Raw genomic sequence first — 20,096 nt, forward strand, 5'->3', positions numbered from 1 at the left:
GCGCCTGATCAGCGACGTGGCAGCAGGAAGCTACCCAGCAGGGCCAGCGCGAAGCTGATCACGCTGAACCAGAGCGTGCCGACCATGGCCCGCTGGAAACTGATCTGGCTGGCCTCGAACGACCGCTGCTCGATCACCTCGACGGCCCGGTCACCGCCGCCGGCGGCCACGGTCGCGGTGTCGCAACCGGCCGGTGGCAGCGTCGGGTCCGCCGCGCCGAGCTGGGTGGTCACGCAGTCCCGGAACCGCTGCCCGATCTGCTCGGCCTGCCCCTCGGCGACACCCACCGCGACCAGGTCCGTCCGCAGCCGCGGCCCGACGTCGTCGGTGGCCGACGGCGCGTTGGCGGCGATCAGGCTGAAGAAGAGCGTGCCGCAGGCGGCGATGCCGAGCGTCACGCCGATCTGGTAATTGGCGTTCACCACCCCGGACGCCGACCCGGCCTGATGGCCGGGCACGTCGTGCAGGGAGTACCCCATCAGCGGCGGGAAGGTCATACCCATGCCGGCACCGCCGATGAACATCGGCACGAGCAACTGCCAGATGGTCACCTGCGGGGTGCTGTCGATGACCCACATGAACCAGAACATGCTGGCGATCAGCAGCACCAGGCCCATCTGTAGGCCGACCCGACCCAGCTTCGGCGTGATCCAGCGGGCGGAGAGCCAGCCGAGCAGCGGCACCGCGATGTCCCAGGGCAGCCCGGCCAACCCGGCGCGCAGGATGCTGTAGCCCACCCCGATCTGCACGTAGATCGTGATGACCAGGAAGAACGACATCACCGCGCCCTGGAAGAGGAAGACCACCACCAGGCCGGAGCTGAACGAGCGGTGCCGGAACAGCGACAGCGGCACCAGCGGCGACTCGGTGCGGGAGCGCTGGTGCAGCACGAACAGCGCGAACACCACCAGACCGGCGACCATCATGGCGTACGTCCACAGCGGCCAGCCGTGCTCGCGGCCCTGCACCAGCGGATAGACGATCAGCATCACCGCCGCCGTGATCAGCGTCGCGCCGACCACGTCGAGCCGTTCCCGACGGTTGCGCTCGGACTCCGGCAGCAGCGCCCGCGCGGCGAAGAACGCCGCGATGCCGATCGGGACGTTGACCAGGAAGATCATGCGCCAGCCGAGGCCGCCGACGTTCGCGGTGGTCAGCAGCGCGCCGACCAGTGGGCCGCCGACCGTGCCGAAGGCGAGCGCGGCGCTGAGCGCGGCGAACGCCCGGCCGCGTTCCTTGGGCGCGTAGAGCAACTGGATCAGCGTGTAGACCTGCGGCACCATCACCGCGCCCATCGCGCCCTGGAGGAAGCGCAGCACGATGAGCTGCTCGGGCGACTGGGCCATACCGGCGAGCAGCGAGGTGAAGGTGAAGCCGGCGACGCCGATCAGGAACATCCGGCGTACGCCGACGATGTCGCCGAGCCGACCGGAAATGATCAGCATCGAGGCGAAGGCGAGCGCGTAGCCGGCCACCAGCCATTGCATGGTGGAGGCGGTGGCGTTGATGCCGTCCCGGATCGACGGCAGCGCCACGTTGACGATGGTGATGTCGAGCAGGTCCAGCACGAACCCGGTGAGCACCACGATGAGGGCGAGGGTGCGCTTGCGACCGGTGACCGGGGGTACGAACTCGTCGGGTGGCGTCGCGGCCGGCGCAGGAACCGACACCGTGTCGGTGTCGGTTCCTGGCGACGTGCGAGTGTCGTCAGACATCAGATCCCTCTCCTGGGGGGTTCGGTGGACGTGACGGTGGCGGGTGTGTCGCCGGTCTCCGGCAACGGAAGGAGATCACCCGGTCGCGTTAGGTCAGCAACTTATTGGAAATGTGTGTCGATGCGAAACCCGCCACACCGGAGCGGATCGGGTCGAGCAGTGAATCTCCGTCGTGAGTGGACACCACAAGGGCGCCGTCGAGGCTCGCCAGTGCGGCGGCGTACCCGGTGGGAGCGGCCAGGTCGGCGAGGTGCGGCCGGCTGGCGGGCGCGGACGCGCCGGTCCACCGCAGCAGCCGGGCGGGCCGGTCCGGCGCGGTCACCGTGATCGTGGCCGGGTCGACGGTCAGGCCGTCCCCGGTCGCCTTGACCAGTGCCTCCTTCCTGGTCCAGTAGCGGATGAAGACGGCCGTGCGGTCCCGGTCGCCGGTGGCCGCGACCACCGCGCGTTCAGCCGGGGACAGGGCACGCCACGGCAGGGCCCGTCCGCGTACCGCGATCCGCTCGACGTCCACGCCGACCTCGGTCCGCCCGGCGATCGCCACCACGCACCAGCGCCCGGAGTGCGCGACGGAGAACCGCACCGCTGCGGCGGGGGCGCGCAGCACCGGTTTGCCGTGCGGTCCGCCGCACTGTCGGCACACCGCCTCGAAGCGCAGTGCGGTCGCCGGGGTGTCGAGCATCCCGGCGAGCACCAGCCGGGTCAGCGCCCGGGCGGTGAGGTGGGCCGCGCGCGAGTGCGGGTCGGTGAACCCGGCGTGCCGGTCGCGTTCGGGCGCGGACAGCAGGGTGAGCAGTCGTTCGTCGTCCGGTGACCCGACCTCGGCCCACCAGACCTGGCAGGTGCCCTCCACGGGCGGGCCGGTCGCCATCGCTGGTGCCACCTCTCCGCCGGTCACCACCCGGGGTCTGACCGGCCGTCATGCCGTCGTATGTGGAGCCTATTGCAAGTAGCATGTTCTTTCTACTGTACGTATCCGTGTCGGCTTGTTACCTTGGCGTCGGCACGGACTCGTGTGGCGGTGCCGGACAACTCCGTCGAACAGGGGAGACCCAGATTGGGCGTCGAGGCCGAACACACACGACCCTTCACCCGGGACGGCATGCGGGACGACATCGCGGCCGTCCTCGGTGAACCACCCGGCACGGTCGCGGACGACGCCGACCTGCTCCAGCTCGGTCTCGACTCGATCGGCGTGATGCGGCTGGTGGCCCGCTGGCACCAGCGGGGCGTGACGGTGAGCTTCGCGGAACTGGTCGAGGGCCGCACCCTGGACGACTGGTGGCGGATGGTCGCCGGACGGGCTCCCGCCGACGCGGTGACCCCCGACGCGCCGCCGCTGACCGTCGTCGACGCGGACGCACCCTTCGACCTCGCCGCGATGCAACACGCGTACTGGGTGGGGCGGGGCGACGGGCAGGCCCTCGGTGGCGTCGGCGCGCACTTCTACAACGAGTTCGACGGCAGCGGGGTGGACCCGGCCCGGCTCGACACCGCGGTCCGGGCCTTGCTGCGCCGACACGGGATGCTGCGCGCCCGCTTCGACGACGACGGCCGGCAGCGCATCCTGCCGGAGAGCCCCTGGCCCGGCCTGACCGTGCACGACCTGCGGGCCCACGACCACGCGCAGGCCGAGCGGACCCTGCTCGACCTGCGCGACCGGTTGTCGCACCGGCGGCTGGACGTGGCCCGGGGTGAGGTCTTCGACGTGCAGCTCTCGCTGTTGCCCGACGGCGGCACCCGCTGCCACGTGCACATCGAGATGCTGGTCGCCGACGCGCACAGCTTCCGGATCCTGATGTCGGAACTCGCCCGCCTCTATCGGGACCCGGACGCCGACCTGCCCCCGATCGGGCTCGACTACCCGAGCTACCTGGCGACCCTGCGCGAGCGCCGGGTCGGCGAGCGGGACGCGGACCAGGCGTACTGGCAGGCGCGGCTGCCCGAGCTGCCCGGCCCGCCGGAGCTGCCGCTGGCCGTCGACCCGCAACAGGTCAGCGGCCAGCGGGTGGTCCGGCACCACCACTGGGTCGCCGCCGACCAGGTCGAGCGACTGACCCGCCGCGCCCGCACGCACGGGCTGACCCTGCCGGTGCTGTTCCTGGCCGCCTTCGGTCACGTGCTGGGCCGGTGGAGCGCCGCCGGACGGTTCCTGCTCAACCTGCCGCTCTACGACCGGCAGCCGGTGCACCCGGACGTGGCGCATCTGGTCGGTGACTTCACCAACCTGCTGCTGCTGGAGGTGGACACCACCGCCGAGCGCGACTTCGCCGCCTTCGCCCGCACGGTGCAGGAGCGACTGCGCGCCGACGCCGCCCACCCCGGTTACACCGGAGTGGACGTGCTGCGGGACCTGACCCGGCTGCGCGGTGGTACGCCCGTCGGCGCGCCGGTGGTCTTCACCAGCGCGCTCAGCCTCGGCGAACTGTTCGACGGCGAGGTACGCGAGAGCTTCGGCGCACCGGGCTGGACCATGTCGCAGACCCCGCAGGTGTGGCTGGACGTGCAGGTCACCGAGCGCGAGCACGGGCTGTTCGTGAACTGGGACTGCGTGGCGGAACTCTTCCCGGCCGGGCTGGTCGGCGAGATGTTCGACGCGTACCTGCGGATCCTGGACTGGCTGCTGGACGACGACGCGGACTGGGCCGCGTACCCGCCGGAGCTGGTGCCGGAGCGGACCCGGCAGGTCCGCGCGGCGGCCAACGACACGGCCCGTCCGGTCCGTCGCCGTCGGCTGCACGACGACTTCTTCGCCCGGGCCGCCGCCGAGCCGGACCGCCCGGCGCTGCTCTGGGGCACCGACGGCCGGCTCGACTACGGCGACCTGGCCGCGCAGGCCGACCGCCTCGCCGGAGCGCTGGTCGCCAACGGGCTGCGCCCCGGCGACCCGGTGGCGGTCACCGTCGAGAAGGGACCCCGACAGGTCGTCGCGGTGCTCGGCGTGCTGCGGGCCGGCGGCGTGTACGTGCCGGTCGGCGTCGACCAGCCGGCCGCCCGCCGGGCACGGATCCACGCGGTGGCCGGGGTCCGGCACGTGGTGGCCGGGGTACCCCGGCCGGAGCTGCCCGGTGACCTGTGCGTGGTGGACGTGGCGGACCGCTCGTACCCGCCGGCCGGCCCGGTTCCCGGCAGCGACGACGACCCGGCCTACCTGCTGTTCACCTCCGGCTCCACCGGGGAGCCGAAGGGGGTGCAGGTGCCGCACCGGGCGGCGGTCAACACGATCGACGACATCGGCCGGCGCTTCGACGTCGGCCCGGACGACCGGGTGCTCGCGGTCTCGGCCCTCGACTTCGACCTCTCCGTGTACGACATGTTCGGCATGCTGAGCGCCGGTGCCGCCGTGGTCTGCGTCGGCGAGGACGAGCGGCGGGACGCCGAGGGCTGGGTGGAGCTGGTCCGGCGGCACCGGGTCACCGTCTGGCAGTCCGTGCCCGCGCTGCTGGACATGTTGCTGACCGCCGGCACCGACGGCGACCTGCCGCTGCGCCTGGCCCTGCTGGGCGGCGACTGGGTCGGGCTCGACCTGGCCGGGCGGCTGGCCGCGCAGGCGTCGGGCGCGGTCCTGGTGGCGCTCGGCGGCACCACGGAGACGGCGATCCACTCGACCGTCCAGGTGGTGCCGGTGCCGGTGCCCGACGACTGGCGCTCGGTGCCGTACGGCGTGCCGTTGGCCAACCAGCTCATGCGGGTGACCGACCCGGCGGGCCGGGACCGGCCCGACTGGGTCACCGGTGAACTCTGGATCGGCGGCCGGTCGGTGGCCGACGGCTACCGGGGCGACCCCGAGCGCACCGCCGCGCAGTTCCGCGAGGTCGACGGGGTGCGCTGGTACCGCACCGGCGACCTGGCCCGGTACCACCCGGACGGCAGCGTGGAGTTCCTCGGCCGGGCCGACGCCCAGGTCAAGATCCGGGGCCACCGGATCGAGCTGGGGGAGATCGAGACCGCGCTGGAGCGGCACCCCGCCGTCCGCCGGGCGGTCGCGGTGGCCCTCGGTACGCCCCGGCGGCTCGCCGTCGCCGTCGTCAGTGAGACCGATCTCGACCCGGGCGCGCTGCGCGACTGGCTGGCCGAGCAGGTGCCCGGCTACATGGTGCCCGAGCGGGTGGTGCTCACCGACGACCTGCCGCTGTCCGCCAACGCCAAGATCGATCGACGGGCGGTGGCCCGCCTGGTCGACGCCGCCGGTCCCGGACCCGAGCAGCTCGAACCGCCGGTCGGCGACATCGAACGCGAGGTGGCCCGGATCTGGGCCGACCTGCTCGGGGTGCCCGCGGTCGGACGGCGGCAGAGCTTCTTCGCCGCCGGTGGCGACAGCCTGGTCGCGACCCGGTCGATGGCCCTGCTCGGCGCCGCCGGGCTGGACGGTGCGAACCTGCGCCAACTCTTCGCCACCCCGGTGCTGGCCGACTTCGCCGCCACCCTGCGCCGGGCCGAGGGGGACCGACCCGCCGCCGTCGCGCTGCGGGCCGACCCGGCCAACCGGTACGCGCCCTTCCCGCCCACCGACGTCCAGCGGGCGTACTGGCTGGGGCGCAGCAGCGAGTTCGCCCTCGGCGGGGTCGGCTCGCACTGGTACTGGGAGTTCGACGGCGCGAACGTCGACCTGGACCGGTTGGAGGACGCGGTCGACCTGCTGGTCGCCCGGCACGACATGCTCCGGGCGATCTTCGACGACGACGGCGACCAGCGGGTGCTGGCCGAGGTCGACCGGTTCCGGATCACCGTCCACGACGGTGGCGACGCCGAACTGCGCGACCTGCGGGACCGGATGGCGCACCGGGTCCCCGACCCGAGCCGCTGGCCGCTGCTGGCGATCGCCGCCGTCCGGTACGCCGACGGCCGGGTCCGCATCGGCTTCAGCTTCGACTACATCGTGCTCGACGCGCTCAGCATCGTGATCTTCTTCGACGAGCTGACCACGCTCTACACCGACCCGGCGGCGTCGTTGCGCCCGGTCGGGGTGACCTTCCGCGACTACCTGCTGGCCGACTCGCCGACGGTGGCCGACGACCAGCGGTACTGGCGGGAGCGGCTGGACAGCCTCCCGCCCGCGCCACCCCTGCCGCTGGCCGTGGACCCGGACACCGTGGTCGCCCCGCGCTTCGTCCGCCGGGAGGACCGTCTCGACCCGACCCAGTGGACGCGGCTGACCGAGCAGGCCCGGCGGCACGGGGTGACCCCGGCAAGCGTCCTGGCCGCCGCTTTCGCCGAGGTGTTGTCGGCCTGGTGCGGTCGCGGGGACCTGACCCTCAACCTCACCCTGTTCAACCGCCGGGACGTGCACCCCGACATCAACAACATCCTCGGCGACTTCACCTCGCTGCTGCTGCTGGCGCACCGGGCGGGGGCCGGGGACACCTGGCTGGACGTGGTCCGGCGTACCCAGGAACAGGTCTGGGAGGGGATGGCCCACGACTCGGTCTCCGCGCTGTGGGTGCTGCGCGAACTCGCCCGCCGCCGACAGGGCGGCGCGGTGAGCATGCCGGTGGTGTTCACCAGCGCCCTCGGCGTCGCCGGTGGCATGAGCGAGATGTCGTTCCCCTTCGGCGAACTGGTCTGGGGCATCTCGCAGACCCCGCAGGTCTGGCTCGACAACCAGGTGATGGAGCGCGACGGCGGCCTGGTCTACAACTGGGACTCGGTCGACGAACTGTTCCCGGCCGGGCTGCTCGACGCCATGTTCGACGCGTACCGGGCGCTGCTGCTGCGGCTGACCACGGCGGACTGGGAGGCGGTGCCCCCGGCGCCGCTGCCGGCGGCGCAGCAGCAGGTCCGGGACGCGGTCAACGACACCGCCGGTCCGCTGCCGACCGGCCTGCTGCACACCGGCTTCTTCACGCACGCCGCCACCACGCCGGACGCCACGGCCGTGGTCACCGCCGACGGTGTGGCGGTCGACTACCGCGAACTCGCCGTGCGGGCGCTGCGCCTCGGCGGGGCGTTGCGCACGCACGGCGTCCAGCCCGGCGACGCCGTCGCGGTCACCCTGCCGCGCGGTGTCGACCAGGTCGCCGCGGTGCTCGGCGTGCTCGCGGCGGGCGGCCACTACGTCCCGGTCGGCGTCGACCAGCCCGCCGAACGCCGAGACCGGATCTACTCCCGGGCCGGGGTACGGGCCGTCGTCGCCCGGCCCGACCTGGACACCGGCCATCCGGTGGTGGCGCCGGACACCCCCGCCACGCCGTTGCCCGCACCGGTCGAGGTGGACCCGGACCAGCTCGCCTACATCATCTTCACCTCCGGCTCCACCGGCGAACCGAAGGGCGTGGAGATCACCCACCGGGCGGCGCTGAACACCGTCGACGACATCAACACCCGCTACGGCGTCGGCCCCGACGACCGGGTGCTGGCCATCTCGGCGCTCGACTTCGACCTCTCCGTCTACGACCTGTTCGGGCTGCTCGGCGTCGGCGGCGCGGTGGTCTGCGTCGCCGACGCCGACCGGCGGGAGGCGCGCCGGTGGGCCGCCGCCGCCCGCGGTGCCGGTGTCACGATCTGGAACTCGGTGCCCGCGCTGCTGGACATGCTGCTGGTCGCCGCCGAGACCGACGGTCTGCCCGACCGGCTGCGGCTGGCCCTGCTCTCCGGCGACTGGGTCGGGCTCGACCTGCCCGGCCGACTGCGCGACCGGTGCCCCGATGCCCGGTTCGTCGCGCTGGGCGGCGCCACCGAGGCGGCCATCTGGTCCAACGCCTGCGAGGTCGACGTGGTGCCCGCGCACTGGCGGTCCGTGCCGTACGGCCTGCCGCTGCGCAACCAGCGCTACCGGGTGGTCGATCCACGCGGCCGGGACTGCCCGGACTGGGTGCCCGGTGAGCTGTGGATCGGCGGTGTCGGGGTGGCCCGGGGCTACCGGGGTGACCCGGAGACCACCGCACGGCAGTTCGTCACCGTGGACGGACAGCGGTGGTACCGCACCGGGGATCTCGGCCGGTACTGGCCCGACGGCACGCTGGAGTTCCTCGGCCGGGCCGACTTCCAGGTCAAGATCCGGGGACACCGGATCGAGCTGGGCGAGATCGAGGCGGCTGCGGAGGCGTACGCCGGGGTGGCCCGCGCCGTCGGGCTGACCGTCGGCGAGGGCACGCACCGGCGACTGGCGCTGGCCGTGGTCGCCGCCGACGAGCCGGTCGACGAGGCGGCGCTGGTCGGCTTCCTGGCGTCTCGGCTGCCCAGCTACATGGTGCCGGAGCGGGTGGTCGGCGTACCCGGGCTGCCGCTGACCGCCAACGGCAAGGTGGACCGCCGGGCGTTGACCGCCCAGGTGGACACCGAACCCGACGACGCGGCCGACGAGAGCCCGCGCGGGGACAGCGAGAAGCTGATCGCCGAGATCTGGGCCGAGGTGCTCGACTGCGAGCGGATCGGCCGGCAGCAGAGCTTCTTCGCCCTCGGCGGGGACAGCCTGCTGGCCACCCGGTTGGTGGAGACGCTGCGGTCGCGCCACGGGGTGGAGCTGTCGCTGCGGCAGCTCTTCCTGGCGCCGACCGTGGCGCAGTTGGCAGACGTCTTCGACGCCCACCGCGGCGCGGTGGAACCCGGTGACTTCGAGGAGGGCACGATATGAGTCAGTCGTCCGCCGGTGACCTGCTCGCCGAGCTGGAGAGCGTGGGGGTACGGGTCTGGTTGGAGGCCGGTCAACTGCGCTTCCGGGCACCGCAGGGGGCGATGACGCCGGATCGCCGCGAGGCGTTGCGCGCCCGCCGCGACGAGATCGTCGCGCACCTCGACAACGCCGCCGGCACCGGCACCCTGGTCCCGGACCGGACGCACCGGCACGACCCGTTCCCGGTCACCGACGTGCAGGCGGCGTACCTGCTCGGGCGGGGCGAGACGTTCGCGTACGGCGGCGTCGCCTGTCACGGCTACGGCGAACTGGTCTACCCCGAGCTGGACCCGGACCGGATGACCGCCGCCTGGCGGGCCCTGATCGCCCGGCACGACATGCTCCGCGCGGTGGTGGAGGCCGACGGCGCGCAGCGCGTGCTGGCGGAGGTGCCGCCGTTCGAGGTGCCGGTGATCGACCTGACCGGCCGCCCCGAGGCGGTGGTCGAGGCGGCGGTCAGCGCGGTCCGCGCCGAGATGGACCACCTGGTGCACACGCCCGACCGGTGGCCGCTGTTCGCCGCCCGGATCACCCGTGCCGACCACCGGACCGTGCTGCACGTCTCGATCGACTTCCTGATCGCCGACTTCATCAGCGTCCAGGTGGTGCTCGACGAGCTGCACCGGCTCTACCACCGGCCGGACGAGCCGCTGCCGCCGCTGGAGATCACCTTCCGGGACTACCAGCTCGCCGAGCGCGCGGTGCGGGACAGCCCGCGCCACGAGCGGGACCGGCAGTGGTGGCTGGCCCGGGTCGACGACCTGCCGGCCGCGCCGGAACTGCCCACGGTGGCCCGTCCCGCCGACAGCGAGGGCCGCTTCCGCCGCTGGGAGACGCGGCTCTCGCCGCAGGTCTGGGAGGGGCTGCGGCAGCGCGCCGGCCGGCACGGGGTCAGCCCGTCCGGTGCGGTGCTGGCCGCGTTCTCGGACACCATCGCCGCGTACAGCCGGCGGTCCCGGTTCACCCTCGACATCACCCTGCTCAACCGGGCTCCGGTGCACGATCAGGTCAACGCCCTGGTCGGTGACTTCACCTCGGTCGACCTGCTGGCCGTGGACGCCGATCCGACCCGCCGGTTCGACGAGCGGGCCCGGGACCTACAGGCGCAGCTCTGGGAGGACCTGGACCATCGCTCGTTCAGCGGCATCGAGGTGATGCGGGAGATCGCCCGCCGGCAGGGCGCCGAGGCGGCGCTGTTCCCGGTGGTGTTCACCAGCGCCATCGGCATCACCTCCGCCGGGGCCGCCGCCGACGGCGCGCCGCTGGGCGAGCTGGGCTACGGGATCAGCCAGACCCCACAGGTCTGGATCGACTGCCAGAACATCGAGCGCGACGGTGGCCTGGTGTCCAACTGGGACGTCCGGGAGGAGGTCTTCCCGCCCGGCGTGGTCGACGACATGTTCGCCGCGTACGACGCGTTGCTGCACCGGCTGGCCGGCGACGACGCGGCCTGGACCGGGACCGGCCACCCGGACCCGCCGGCGGCGACGCGGGAGCGTCGCGCCGAGGCCAACCGGACACATGCGCCGGTCCCCGCCGGGATGCTGCACGACCGGGTGGTGTTGCAGGCGCTGAGCACCCCGGACCGGCCCGCCGTCGTCGCCGCCGACCGGACGCTGGACTACGGCGAGCTGCTCGGTCGGGCGGCCGGGGTGGCCGAGGCGCTGACCGCCGCGGGCTGCCGCCGCCAGGAACTGGTCGCGGTGGTCATGGACCGGGGCTGGGAGCAGGTCGTCGCGGTGCTCGGCGCGCTGCTGGCCGGCTGCGTCTACGTACCGGTGGACACCTCGCAGCCGGCGGCGCGCCGCCGGACCATCCTGACCAACGCCGGGATCCGCTGCGCGCTGACCCAGTCCGGGGTGGACCGGGACGGTTGGGCCGAGGGGCTGCGCCTGCTCGACGTGGACCTGCTGGGCACCGGACAGCCGCAGCCGGTCGAGGGCTCCGGCGACCCGGAGGAGTTGGCGTACGTCATCCACACCTCCGGCTCCACCGGCACCCCGAAGGGCGTCATGATCAATCACCGGGGCGCGGTGAACACGGTGCTCGACATCAACGAGCGCTTCGGGGTCGGGCCCGACGACCGGGTGCTCGGCCTCTCCAACCTCGGCTTCGACCTGTCGGTGTACGACGTCTTCGGCCCGCTGTCGGTGGGCGGCGCGGTGGTGCTGCCCGACCCGCAGCGTCGCGGCGACCCGTCGCACTGGGCCGACCTGGTCGGCACGCACGGCGTCACGGTGTGGAACTCGGTGCCCGCCCAGTTGCAGATGCTGCACGACTACCTCGTCTCGGCCACGGACACCGCGCCGGAGGGGCTGCGGCTGGCGATGCTCTCCGGCGACTGGATTCCGGTGGCGCTGCCGGACCAGATCCGCGCCCGGGTGCCCGGGCTGCGGATCGTCAGCCTCGGCGGGGCGACCGAGGCGTCCATCTGGTCGATCTGGTATCCGATCGAGCAGGTCGACCCCCAGTGGCGCAGCATCCCGTACGGTCGCCCGCTGACCAACCAGAGCTTCCACGTGCTCGACGCGGCCCTGCGACCCCGCCCGGACCTGGTCAGCGGCGAGCTGTACATCGGCGGCGTGGGACTGGCGCTGGGCTACCTCAACGACCGCGAGCGCACCGCCGAGCGGTTCGTCGTGCACCCGCAGACCAATGAGCGGCTGTACCGCACCGGCGACATGGGCCGGTACCTGCCCGACGGCACCATCGAGTTCCTCGGCCGGGAGGACCTCCAGGTCAAGATCAGGGGCTACCGGATCGAGCTGGCCGAGATCGAGGCGGCGCTGGGCGGACACCCGGCGGTCGCCGGGGCGGTCGTGGTGGTCGACGGCGACACCCCGCTGGAGCGGCGGCTGGCCGCCTTCGTCGAGCCGGCCGGCCGACCGGTCACCGCCGTGCAGGTCGAGCACGACCAGACGGCCGTCCGGCAGCTCGGCGTGGACGCCTGCGCCGACGCGGACACCACGCTCACCGGTGTCGACCGGGACCGCTACCTCGCGTACGCGCACCGGCTCGACGACGTCGCGCTGCCGGCCATGGTGGACGCGTTCCGCGCCGCCGGGCTGTTCGCCGCCGGCCGCCGGCACCCGCTGGCGGAATTGTTGGACACCGCACACGTCGCGCCCCGCCACCACCGGTTGGTCCGGCGCTGGCTGCGCGCGCTCACCGGCGCCGGCCTGCTCGACCAGGACGCCGACGGCCGGTACGGGCTGACCCCGGCGGGGACGACGGCGGACACCGAGGCCGGCTGGCGGGAGGTCGCGCAGCTCGCCGACGCCGAGGACCGGGACCTGCTGGACTACTTCCGGGCCAGCACCGCGCACCTGCCCGCGCTGCTGCGCGGCGAGGACGACCCGCTGGCGCTGCTGTTCCCGCAGGGCCGGGTGGACGTCTCGCAGGGCCTCTACGAACGCACGCTGTTCAACCGGTGGGCCAACGAGGCGGCGGCGGCCCTGGTGCGGCGGATCGCCGAGCAGCGGATCGAACCCGGGGCGCTGCGGGTGCTGGAGGTGGGCGCCGGAGCCGGTGGCACCACCGCCGCCGTGCTCGCCGCGCTCGACGGGCACGAGGTGGACTACCTGGCCACCGACCTGTCCCCGTTCTTCCTGGGCGAGCTGCGGACCCGGTTCGGCGAACGCCCCGGCCTGCGTCTGGAGGCCGTCGACATCGACCGTGACCTGGCCGCGCAGGGCCTGTCCCCGAACTCGTTCGACGTCGTCGTGGCCGGCGACGTGCTGCACGCCAGCGCCGACGTCGGCCGCGCGCTGGACCGGCTGCGCGAGGTGCTCGCCCCGCAGGGCTGGCTGGTCGCCTGCGAGATGACCCGCGACCACCACCAGATCATGACGTCGCTGGAACTGCTGGTCCGGGTGGACGAGGCCACGGCCGACTTCACCGACCTGCGGCGAGGCACCGAGCAGGTGTTCCTCGACCGCCGGTCCTGGCTCGACGTGCTGGGCGCGGCGGGCGCGGCGCAGCCGCTCTGCCTGCCCGAGCCGGACGGCTTCATCGCCGAACTGGGCATGTGCGTGCTGGCCGCCCGGTTCAAGACCGACCGGGTGCGGATCTCCCGCGACGACCTGACCGAGCACCTGGCCGGGCGGCTGCCGCAGTACATGGTGCCGTCGGTGGTCCAGGTCGTCGACGCCCTGCCGCTCAACGCCAACGGCAAGGTCGACCGGGCGGCGTTGCGCCGTCGACTGCCCCGGCGCGGCGCGGTCACCGTCGCCGGGTCCGGTGCCCTCGGCAGCGACCTGGAACGCCGGATCGCGGCGGTCTGGGCCGAGGCGCTGCGGCTGCCCCGGGTGGGTCGGGACGAGAACCTGTTCGAACTCGGCGGGGACTCGCTGGTCGCGGCGCAGATCACCGGCCGGATCCTGGAGGAGATCCCGCAGGCCGCCGGACTCTTCTTCGACCAGTTGCTGCGGCAGGTGCTGGAGCAGCCCACGGTGGCCGCCCTCGCCGGCCACGTCGAGGCGGAGTCGGCGGCCACCCCGGTCACCGCGTCGCCGTCGACGCCGACCACGTCCAGCGGGGACGGACTGTCCGTGCGGCACGAGGGAGCCGAGGGGGCGCCCTGGGTGCTGGTGTCCGGTGGCGCGGGTGTCGACCCGTACGCGGGTCTGGTGCCGCACCTGGCGACCACCGGTCCGGTGCTCGGGTTGGCCCCGGGCGCGGCCGACGACCTGCTCCGGGTCGCCGCCGCGCAGGCCCGGCTGGTCACCACGGCCGGACACCCGGCGGTACGACTGGTCGGGTACGGCCTCGGCGCGACGTCCACGCTGGAGGTGGCCCGGTCGCTGATCGAGGCCGGCGGGCAGGTCGACGCGGTGGTGCTGATCTCGCCGTGGCGGCCGACGCCCGGCGGCGACCCGGCGCAGACGTACCGGGCGGAGACCGGCGGCGCGGAGCCCGACGAGGACTTCGCCGCGCGGCTGGCGGCCCTGGCCCGGCACGAGCCGACGCTGTACGCCGGTGACCTGATCGTGCTGCGGCCCACCGGCGCGGTGCCGTACGACGCGCAGAGCCTGGAGTTCTGGGCCGACCTGTGCCTGGGCGACGTCCGCACCGTCGACGTGGACGCCGACCACCTGACCGTCTTGGGTGACGCGGCCGGGACCGCGCTGGCGGCCCTCGACCCGGAGCCGGCGCGGTGACCGCTGTCGCCGTGCTCGGTGCCTCCGGGGCGGTCGGTCGGGCGGCGGTGACGCTGCTGCGGTCCTGGGACGTCGGCCCGCTGCGGGTCGGTGCCCGGCGACCGCCGCAGGTCCACGGTGCCGAACCGATGGTCGTCGACGCCCGTGACCCGGCCGACCTCGCCCGGTTCTGCGCGGGTGCCCGGGTGGTGCTCAACTGCGCCGGCCCGGCCGTGGAACTGGTCGACGGGGCGGCCCGCGCGGCGGTGGCGGCCGGTGCCGACTACGTCGACGCGGCCGGTGACGACGCGCTGCACGCCGCGGTGACGGCGGTGTCCGGTGGCAGCAGCCGGGCCGCGGTGGTGTCGGCGGGCATGATGCCCGGCCTGACCGGGCTGCTGCCCCGACTGTTGGCCGCCCACCTGCCCGACGGCGAGCGGCTCACCGGGTACGTCGGCGGCCGGGACCGGTTCACCCTGACCGCCGCCGTCGACTACGTCGCCGCCGACGAGAGTTTCGGCTGGCCCGCCGCGGCCTGGCGGAACGGCCGGGTGGCGCACAACGCGTTGCGCCCGGTGCCGGAGCTGGCCCTGCCGTGGTTCCCCGAGCCGGTCACCGCGCAGCCCTACCTGGGCACCGAGACCGCCCGGGTGGCCGCCGCGCTGGGGCTGCGGCAGGTCGACTGGTATTCGGTCTTCGCCGGGGAGCGGGTGCTGGCCGCGCTGCGGGCCGTCCCCGGGGCCGCCGAGGGCGGGTACCGGGAGTCCGGCGAGCGGCTGTGCCGGGCGGCCGAGCTGGACCTGTTCGGCCACCCGGCGTACCAGACCCTGGTGGTGACCCTCTCCGGGCCGGGTGGGGAACGGACCGCGGTGGTCCGCAGCACCGGCGCCAGCGAGCTGACCGGCAGCATGGCCGCGCTGACGGCCCGGGCGGTGCTGGCCGGCGTGGTGCCGCCGGGTGTCTGGCACGCCGACGAGGTCCTCGACCCGATCGCCACCGTCACCGAGCTGGCGGCGGTGCCGGCGGTGCCGTTGGCCACCGTGGTGGCGGGTGTCTCCGCCGTCGAGCAGTACGAGGAGGACGTCATATGAAGCGACCCACCCGGGTGGTCGTCTGCGGCACCCGCTTCGGCCAGGTCTATCTGGAGTCCTTCCGCGAGGCGGACCCGAGCTTCCAGCTCGCCGGGGTCCTGGCCGGGGGCAGCGACCGCTCCCGGGCCTGTGCCGCGCACTACGGCGTGCCGCTGTACACGGCGGTGGACCAGTTGCCCGACGACATCGACATCGCCTGCGTGGTGATCCGGGGCGGGCTGCTCGGCGGCCGTGGCTCCGAGCTGGCCATGGAGTTGATGGCGCGGGGCGTGCACGTGCTCCAGGAGCATCCGCTGCACCACGACGAGCTGGCCCGCTGCCTGCGCCAGGCCCGCCGGCACAAGGTCGTGTACCAGCTCAACCCGTTCTACCGGCACATCACCCCGGTGCGCCGGTTCCTCGGCGCGGCGGGTGAGCTGCTGCGCCGCCAACCACCCCGCTACCTCGACGTGGCCTGCGGCTTCCAGTTGGCGTACTCGCTGCTGGACCTGCTCGGGCAGGCGCTCGGCGGGGTACGACCGTGGCGGTTCACCGAGCTGCCCGCGCTGTCCCCGTCGGTCACCTCGGCCACCGAGCTGGACCTGCCGTTCCGCAGCCTGGACGGGGTGCTGGCCGGGGTGCCGGTGACGCTGCGGGTGCAGAACCAGATGGACCCGGCCGACCCGGACAACTACGCGCACCTGATGCACCGGATCACCATCGGCACCGAGGCCGGCAACCTCACCCTGGTCGGCACGCACGGTCCGACGGTGTGGACCGCCCGGCCCGACTTCCCGCGTGAGGTCGCCGGGATCGGCGCCGACCCGCACTTCGCCGCCGACCGGGACACCAGCACCCCGAGCGCAATCACCCTCGGCCCGAGCGAGGTGCCGCACTACGACACCGTCTTCGGCACCACCTGGCCGCAGGGGGTACGTCGGGCACTGTGGACGCTGCGGGACACCGTCGAGCGGGGCGAGGACCCGCTGCGGCAGGGGCAGTACCACCTGACGCTGTGCCAACTGTGGCAGGAGCTGACCGCCATCCTCGGCCCGCCGGAGCTGGTCAGCGCCGAGCCGCCCCGGATGCTCGGCGCGGCGGACCTGGCGGCTCTGGCGGCGGCCGGTGAGGCGGCGGCGGCCGATCCGGCGCAGTTGCGGGAGCCGGCGGGGGTGGGCGGGTGACCTCGGTGGAGACCAGCGCGCGCCGGTGGTTGCGCTGCTACCGGCCCCGGCCGGCGGCCACCGTGCGACTGGTCTGCTTCCCGCACGCCACCGGCAGCGCCCCGTTCTACCGAAGCTGGGCCCGGGAGCTGCCGGACGACGTCGAGGTGCTGGCGGTGCAGTATCCGGGTCGGCTGGACCGGATCGCCGAGCCCGCGCTGACCGCCATGCCGGTGCTGGCGGAGATGGTCACCGACGTGCTCGCACCCCGGCGCGACCTGCCGATCGCCCTGTTCGGCCACAGCATGGGCGCCGCCGTCGCGTACGAGGTGGCGCGCCGGCTGGAGCGGCGGCACGCCGCGCCGCTGGCGCACCTGTTCGTCTCGGGCCGTCCCGCGCCGTGCCACCACCGGCCGGGCAGCAAACACCTCGGCCCGGACGACGATCTCTGGGACGAGCTGCGCCGGTTGGGTGGCACCGACCCGGCGGCGCTGGAGAACTTGCAACTCCGCTCGGCGCTGCTGCCGACGCTCCGGGCCGACTACCGGCTGATCGAGAGCTACCGCCCGGTCGACGCCGCGCCGTTGGCCACGCCCATCTCGGCGCTGGTCGGCGACGTCGACACCGAGGCGGCGGTGGACGAGGTGGCGGCCTGGGCCGGCTACACCCGGGCCGCCTTCGACCTGACCGTCTTCGACGGCGACCACTTCTATCTGGTGCCGCACCGGACGAAGGTGCTGGCCGGCGTCATCCGGAGCCTCGGCCTGACCTGACCGGGCCCGCCGCGTCCTCGTCCGGCGCGGCCCGGTCCAGGTGACGCCGCCACAACTGACGCCGTCTCGGCTTGCCGCTGGTGGTGCGGGGGATGGTGCCCGACGGCACCGGCAGCACGTGCACGTCGGCCGCCGGCACCAGCGGGGCGACCAGGGCGGGGATCCGGGGCAGCCACTCCGGCCGGGGGTGTTCCAGGTGGACCACCACGGTCGGGGCTCCCGCCACCAGGCCGAGCACGGTGGCCAGCCGTCCGGGCGGTGCGTCCAGGGCCGCGCCCAACACCGCGTCGACGTCCTCGGCGAAGACGGTGCGCCCGTGGACCTTGAGGCTGTCGCCGAGGCGGCCCAGCACGAAGAGCTGCCCGTCCCGGACGAAGCCGGCGTCGCCGGTGCGGACCGTGTCGCCGAAGGGCGGGCCGCCCGCGTAACCGTCGGCGACCGACGCGCCGCCGACCACGATCTCACCGACCGTCCCGTCCTCCACCGGCCGGGCGTCGTCGTCGACCACCGCGATCCGGGCCCCGGTCACCGGCCCACCGCAGCCCACCACGGGCACGCCGTCCGGACCGGGCACCTGCCGCCAGCCGGTCCGCAGCGGCACCCCGGTCACCGCCAGCGTCGCCTCGGCCAGCCCGTACGCGGGCAGCAGCGCCTCCCGGCGCAGCCCGTGCGGCGCGAGCAGGTCGGCGAAGGCGTCCAGGGTGGCCGGTGCGACACGTTCGGCGCCGACGATGACCGCCCGCCACTGCCCGAAGTCCAGCCCGGCGAGCTGCTCCGGGCGGACCCGGCGCAGCACGTGCGCCAGCCCGAAGCCCGGCATCGCGGTCAGCCGGGCCCCGGCCCGACCGAAGCACTCCAGATAGCGGCTGGGTCGGCGGACGAACTCCGCCGGCGTGAGCAGCCACAGGTCGGCGCCGGTGACCACGGGTGCCAGCAGGCAGCCGACCAGGCCCATGTCGTGGTGCACCGGCAGCCAGGAGGCGGTCGCGTCGTCGGGGGTCATCTCCAGCCAGTCCCGGACGGCCGCGATGTTGGCCTCCAGGGCGGTCCGTGGCACCCGTACCCCGCGGACCGCGCCCGTGGTGCCGGAGGTGAACTGGAGCAGCGCCACCGCGGCCGGCCGGGCCGCGACCGGTTCCGCCGTCCCCACCGGCAGGTCCGTGACGTCGACCGTGGACACCCCCGCGTCGGCCGCCGCCCGGGCCACCGAGGGCACGGACGCGCCGTCGACCACCAGCAGTCGGGGTCGCATCGCCGCCAGGGCCGCTGCCAGGTGCTCGGCGTACCGGTCCGGGTCGCCGAAGGCGGCGGGCGGGGCGAGCGGGGACACCGTCGCCCCGGCCAGCAGCGCGCCGAACAGGGTGCCGACGAATCCGGGCCCGGAGGGCAGCACCACCCCGACCACGTCGTCCGGGCGTACGCCGCGCTCGACGAACCCGGCGGCATGTCCGTGGGCCAGCCGGGCCAGTCGCGCGTACGACCACCGGTCCCAGTCGCCGTCCGGGCGGGAGAACCGGATGCCCCGGTCGTCGCGCGGCTGCGCCAGCCAGGACAGCAGCCCGGTCATACCGGTCGGGCCTCGATCACCGGGAACATCGGGGTCTGCGTCGCCTCGACCAGTTCCAGCCCGGCCCCGGCCAGGATCGCCCGCTGCTCGTCGAGGCTGCGCGCGCCGCCCGCGCTCAACGTGAGCATCAGCATGTCCATCCGACGGGCCAGCGGGGTGCTCTCCGCCTCGGACTGCCGTCCGGCCTCGAGGATGAACACCCGGCCCTGCGGGGACATCGCGGCCCGGATGCGGCGCAGCACCCCGGTCGCCTCCTCGTCGCTCCAGCTGTAGAGGATCCGCTTGAGCACGTACGCGTCGCCGCCGGCGGGGATGTCGTCGGTGAGGAAGCTGCCGGGCACCACGCGTACCCGGTCGGTGACGCCGGCCGTGGCGAACGTCTGCGGCGCGTTCGCCACCACGCCGGGCTTGTCGAACAGCACCCCGCGCATCCGGGGGAAGCGACCCAACAGGTCGGCGAGGAAACGGCCGTTGCCGCCGCCCACGTCGACCACCGTGCCGAAGCGGGACCAGTCCGAGGCGCGCAGGATGGCCTCCAGCTCCATCCCGGTGACCCCGCTCATCACCTTGTCGAACGCCTCGCCGTCGCCCGGGTGCTGCCCGAAGTGGTCCCACATGCCGATGCCGTGCACCGCGTCGAAGGCACCCTCACCGGTGCGCAGGGTGTGGTCCAGGCCCTCCATCGCCCGGGTGCAGACCACCGGGGAGAGGAAGATGTCCCGGGCCGAGTACGGGTGGTCGGCGCGCAGCAGGTCGGCCATCGGGGTCAGTCCGAACTCGCCCGGCGTGACCTCGGCGAACAGGTCCCGGGAGGCCAGGTACCGCAGCGCCTTGGTCAGCGAGGGCTCGTGGGCGTCGCAGGCGCGGGCCAGGTCGGCGGCGGCCATCGGCCCGTCGGCGAGCTGGTCGGCCACCCGCAGCAGGCAGACCGCCCGGATCGTGTACGGCAGCAGGTAGTCGCCCACCTCCATCAGCCGCAGGATGGCCGGTACGTCGATGCGGGCACGTCGTCTCGTCAGCATCGCTGCTCCTTGTCGGTCTCGGTCGGTGCGCCGTCG

General features: G+C 74.1%; 9 protein-coding genes. 5 read left to right on the forward strand and 4 right to left on the reverse strand.

Features of this window, described 5'->3' with window-relative positions; all coding sequences use genetic code 11:
- Positions 1–8 precede the first annotated feature (8 nt).
- Together ACIBMZ_RS24510 and ACIBMZ_RS24515 are read right to left on the reverse strand one after the other, a co-directional pair.
- The gene (locus tag ACIBMZ_RS24510) at positions 9–1,670 is read right to left on the reverse strand and encodes a DHA2 family efflux MFS transporter permease subunit (RefSeq protein ID WP_396697554.1); all 1,662 of its coding nucleotides are present in this window, start codon (positions 1,668–1,670) and stop codon (positions 9–11) included.
- A gap of 133 nt (positions 1,671–1,803) precedes the next feature.
- On the reverse strand, positions 1,804–2,586 hold the full coding sequence (locus ACIBMZ_RS24515) for a 4'-phosphopantetheinyl transferase family protein (RefSeq protein ID WP_396697556.1): 783 nt from the start codon (positions 2,584–2,586) through the stop codon (positions 1,804–1,806).
- Between the two features lie 231 nt (positions 2,587–2,817).
- On the opposite strand from ACIBMZ_RS24515, the gene ACIBMZ_RS24520 reads away from it, so the two are divergent.
- From ACIBMZ_RS24520 to ACIBMZ_RS24540, 5 genes are read left to right on the forward strand one after another with little or no spacing between them, the layout of a single operon-like run.
- Positions 2,818–9,288, forward strand: coding sequence for an amino acid adenylation domain-containing protein (locus ACIBMZ_RS24520; protein WP_396697558.1), 6,471 nt, complete (start codon positions 2,818–2,820; stop codon positions 9,286–9,288).
- Positions 9,285–14,486, forward strand: a complete 5,202-nt coding sequence (locus ACIBMZ_RS24525; RefSeq protein WP_396697560.1) for an amino acid adenylation domain-containing protein — start codon at positions 9,285–9,287, stop codon at positions 14,484–14,486. Before ACIBMZ_RS24520 ends, ACIBMZ_RS24525 begins: the two co-directional genes overlap by 4 nt.
- Positions 14,483–15,556: a saccharopine dehydrogenase NADP-binding domain-containing protein gene (locus tag ACIBMZ_RS24530; RefSeq protein WP_396697562.1), complete on the forward strand. Its 1,074-nt coding sequence runs from the start codon at positions 14,483–14,485 to the stop codon at positions 15,554–15,556. The genes ACIBMZ_RS24525 and ACIBMZ_RS24530 overlap by 4 nt, the downstream gene beginning before the upstream one ends.
- Complete coding sequence (locus ACIBMZ_RS24535; protein ID WP_396697564.1) at positions 15,553–16,719, forward strand: Gfo/Idh/MocA family oxidoreductase; 1,167 nt, start codon at positions 15,553–15,555, stop codon at positions 16,717–16,719. Before ACIBMZ_RS24530 ends, ACIBMZ_RS24535 begins: the two co-directional genes overlap by 4 nt.
- Complete coding sequence (locus ACIBMZ_RS24540; protein ID WP_396697567.1) at positions 16,716–17,471, forward strand: thioesterase II family protein; 756 nt, start codon at positions 16,716–16,718, stop codon at positions 17,469–17,471. The genes ACIBMZ_RS24535 and ACIBMZ_RS24540 overlap by 4 nt, the downstream gene beginning before the upstream one ends.
- On the opposite strand, the gene ACIBMZ_RS24545 is transcribed toward ACIBMZ_RS24540, so the two are convergent.
- The gene (locus tag ACIBMZ_RS24545) at positions 17,446–19,038 is read right to left on the reverse strand and encodes an AMP-binding protein (protein ID WP_396697569.1); all 1,593 of its coding nucleotides are present in this window, start codon (positions 19,036–19,038) and stop codon (positions 17,446–17,448) included. The two genes, ACIBMZ_RS24540 and ACIBMZ_RS24545, sit on opposite strands and share 26 nt — an antisense overlap.
- Positions 19,035–20,060, reverse strand: a complete 1,026-nt coding sequence (locus ACIBMZ_RS24550) for a methyltransferase (protein ID WP_396697571.1) — start codon at positions 20,058–20,060, stop codon at positions 19,035–19,037. Before ACIBMZ_RS24550 ends, ACIBMZ_RS24545 begins: the two co-directional genes overlap by 4 nt.
- Between the last annotated feature and the right edge of the window lie 36 nt (positions 20,061–20,096).

Source organism: Micromonospora sp. NPDC049900, from assembly GCF_044461025.1.
GTDB lineage: Bacteria > Actinomycetota > Actinomycetes > Mycobacteriales > Micromonosporaceae > Micromonospora.